This is a genomic window from Halopenitus malekzadehii (genome assembly GCF_900108505.1).
GTDB classification, from domain to species: domain Archaea; phylum Halobacteriota; class Halobacteria; order Halobacteriales; family Haloferacaceae; genus Halopenitus; species Halopenitus malekzadehii.
This window is the reverse complement of record NZ_FNWU01000035.1, coordinates 1-3,729: the sequence shown is the minus strand read 5'-3', so window position 1 is coordinate 3,729 and position 3,729 is coordinate 1. Positions and strand designations below refer to the sequence as shown.

The following is a 3,729-nucleotide window of genomic DNA, read 5'->3' as shown; positions in this document are numbered from 1 at the left end:
AATCATCTCATCGAGACCATCAGTACAACCGCTTCGAGACAGAACTCAGGCCGCAGAAACAGCTAGCTGTGGATGCTTTGTGAGGTACTGAGTCTACGGGCTGCTTGGTTGTAATCCCGGACACAGGTATCCTGATCGAGGAAGATCGCCGGTTCGTCTGATTCGCCAGTGAGGCGGATCCCCTCAAACCGCTGTCTATAGAAAAACAGCGTTCCGACGGCGAAGAGCGCGACGCCAGGCGGCTCATACATTAATGGGAGCAGCCAGTCAATCTGGCCGCCAATGATCGTTGCAACAGCTGGGAGCCCTGAAAGTCCAACGAGCACGACGAGCGGACGGCTGTCACTACCAGTATGATAGAATCGCTCCATAAGGACGAAAAATCCGACAGTGATGGCGGCATATGACAGTCCTAAGACGATCCAGTAGAGCAGTTCATGGTGGATAACGAGATGTGGAAACGGCTCAGTGACCCATTCGGTCGTAAAATAGAGATTGTGGAGTGGATTCGTGACTTTGAGCGCGATGAAAAAGAGGAACGTCCCGAGGATAAGATTCCGGAACGGGGCGTGTCGCGGTGGGCGGCCAGTATAGGCAGCACAAAAGTAGAGCCAGGCCGCGACAGCGACGAATGCGAACACAAACCCAAGGATATAGAACGCAACTTTTCCCGACCGTGTCGGTGCGATGAGGTAGCCGATGTATCCCCCAGACCACAGGGCGACTGAACCGAGGAAAACAACGAACCCTTCCCGTGTCCCCGGATGCTGGATCTTCCGTGCTTGAGGAATCGCAGCCACACAGGCTATCGCAGACAGCGCGAAAATGATGAGATGACCGAGAAGAAGTGGCTCTATCATTCTATTAAAAGACGTTCTCAAGCTATCAAATAACTGTTGGGCGAGTACTCTGACAGAGGTCGATCAGACCTTCTCTCTGTTAATTGAGATGAGCTACCACTCGCAGTTCAAGCTATAAGCAAAACATATTCGGTTAGATAACGACTACGTATCAGTATGACTGACAAATTATCGCAGGAAGAGATTAACACACTCCTTTACGAGTCGGGCGTTGGTGTACTCGCGCTTACTGACGGTACAGAAGCGTATTCGATTCCAGAATCGTTCGGCTACGACGGTGAGAAAGTGTATTTTCAGTTCGTCTACACAGCTGATAGCAAGAAGATGAGATTCCTCGAAACGACAGAAACAGCGACGTTGACGGTCTACGACGAACACCCTGCAAGAAGCGTCCTTGTTCAGGGCCCAATTGAACCTGTCCCTGAAGAAGACGAAACCAAGGCCGCCACAGCAATCGCCGAAAACGCTTCTATCCCAACTCTGAATGTTTACACCGAAACGACGCCAGAAGAATTCACAATGGACTACTACCGCTTAGAGCCAACCGCAATATCCGGCCGTCAGTTCAGTGCTTTCACCCCTACTCCCGACGACCAATAGGCAATCTGAACTGGCCGCAACAGGACAAGGTATGTCACCTACCGCGGCTTTCAACAGAGCCTGAGACCGGTGAAGGTGCGAAGACAAAACCGCCACGCGATCAGCCATGCACCTGATGAAGGGTCCTCAACTGGCGACTAGGTAGCGGATACGGGTAGGGGCGGGGACACAAACGAAGAGCAGTAGTGATTCCCTACGGTGATTTTGAGCCTCTGGCTTACGTACCTACGGTCCTACTTTGATCTCGAATCGCGCCCCACCGTCGTTACTGTCGGTGACAGTCACACTCCAGTTATGCGCGTCGACGATTCGTTGCACTGTGACAAGGCCTAATCCAGATCCGTCCTCGATCGTGGTGTACCCGGAGTCAAACACTCGGTCACGGTCTTCGTCCGGAATCCCGGGTCCATCATCCGCAATGTAAAACCCGTCGCCATTATCTAACACACCGACGGTTACTGTTACGTCCTCACCTGCGTGTTCGATTGCGTTCCGGAACAGGTTTTCAAATAGCTGCCTGACGCGTGACTCATCACCAACTACCGTAAATTCACCAGAACCTGGTGTCGTGGTGAGCGCTGCAGTACTTGGTGTCTCGACCATACTCCATGCAGCTTCGACGGCGTCTTTGAGCGAGAGGTGCGTTGTGTCGTCGATCGTCTGCCCAGCTCGCGCAAGGTGCAGCATATCCGTAATGAGTGTATTCATACGGGTATGCGCATCTTCAATGTGGTTTAATGAGTCCGTGTCACAATCTTCTTTAGCGAGTTCAAGGTAACCTTCCGCAACGCTGAGTGGGTTCCGAAGATCGTGTGAAACAATACTGGCGAATTCTTCGAGTCGATTATTTTGCTGTTCGAGTTCCTGCCGCTGTTCTCGGAGTTCTTCTTCTCGCTCAACCCGGTCGAGAACACTTTCAGTAACAGATGCGAGGACACGGGCGGTAACGACATCAACGGCATCGAACATGTCGGGAGTTCTCGATCCGATATTCATTACACCATGCTCTCCGAGCGGGATGATGAGTTCACTACGAATCACAGTGTCAGGGTTGTGCCTGTCCGGATGGTTGTGTACGTCATCGTAGACACAGATTTCTCCGTTGGTGTATGCGTTCCAAGAAAGATTGTCGTCAGGGGTATACGTCGGTGCAGCCTCGAACGTTTTTTCGCTGTCGTTTGTGGCCGCGACGGGTTCAAGCACATTTCGTGATTCGTTGTAGAGCCAAGCACCAGCCAGCGATGCGTTCAATTCGTTTTTAGCGAACTGCACTACGCGTTCGCACACGGCTTCCTTCTCAGATTCCGTGACGAATTCTGCTGTTGCTGTCTGTAGAGCTTCAAGCCGCCTTGATCGATGGTGGACTTCCGTGTTGTAGATACCGGCGAGGAATCCAGCAAGTACACCGCCTGTGACTGCGGTGGCGAGTTGAAACTCGGCGTCGTGCGGTACGTCTCCGGCGAGGTACTGGTGGACGGTGATAGTCCCGACGAGCCCACCGATTGCGAGTCCACCAAGAGCGGTCCATACAAGGAGTCGTTTATTGGATGGTGCTCGATTGTGTTGCTGTGTGATCCAGTACCCAGCATAAATGATTATCCAAGAGATGGTGAGCGGGACCCCGGCACCGATCACCATTGCTAACGGTGGCTTGTCGTGCGTGATGATGTGTGTGGCGTGCGTGAGTGTGAGTACGATTCCGGTGGCAGAGATGAGCGTTCCTGTGAGACGGCGTGAAACAGTCATATGAGAGGGAGTGTGGCAGTAATGGCTGTGTGGAGTGTTTGTACGTAGTAGTTCAGATGATTAACAGCTATTGTTATACTTTTCGAAATTAATCTATTGCGATTGTACCAGTAGACCGGTTCTTTGTGGCGATGGTGCCGTTATTTTGTGAAGTACCTCTGGGGCAAGAACCGTAGCTTCACCGGTTCAGTATGTAGAATAAGGCTGTTTGGGAAACTGGGTTTAAATCGGGGTCGAAGGATGGTGGATACGATGAGCGGCCAAATGCGTGCTCGTTGTATGTGAGTTGACGTGACTGACAGTAAATCCGGAAGTCTGATTCGAGATCACCGATGTTGAGAGGTGATCCATCATTGTACACATCATTAATGTACTTAGATGACAAGCGAACAGATTATGGCGGAAACACTCCCCGGTGGGATTGGTGGAGCTATAGTAGCCATTAGAACTATCGGCACGGAGTGCTGTACAGTATCTAATGGACCATCTCGACGAAATCTCCGTCGAAGAACTCCAAGACGCG

General features: G+C 51.6%; 3 protein-coding genes. 1 reads left to right on the top strand and 2 read right to left on the bottom strand.

All coding sequences use genetic code 11. From position 1 onward, the window contains the following. Nucleotides 1-62: 62 nt before the first annotated feature. On the bottom strand, nucleotides 63-860 hold the full coding sequence (locus BLW38_RS15525; protein WP_245710268.1) for a histidine kinase N-terminal 7TM domain-containing protein: 798 nt from the start codon (nucleotides 858-860) through the stop codon (nucleotides 63-65). Nucleotides 861-1,016: 156 nt separating this feature from the next. On the opposite strand from BLW38_RS15525, the gene BLW38_RS15520 reads away from it, so the two are divergent. Then, nucleotides 1,017-1,460 (top strand): pyridoxamine 5'-phosphate oxidase family protein, encoded by a 444-nt coding sequence (locus BLW38_RS15520; RefSeq protein WP_092818093.1) that lies wholly within the window; start codon nucleotides 1,017-1,019, stop codon nucleotides 1,458-1,460. A 225-nt stretch (nucleotides 1,461-1,685) separates the two neighbouring features. Here BLW38_RS15520 and BLW38_RS15515 read toward each other — a convergent pair whose 3' ends face one another. Further along, entirely contained in the window at nucleotides 1,686-3,206 is a 1,521-nt protein-coding gene (locus tag BLW38_RS15515) for a sensor histidine kinase (protein WP_092818092.1), read from the bottom strand. Nucleotides 3,207-3,729 lie beyond the last annotated feature (523 nt).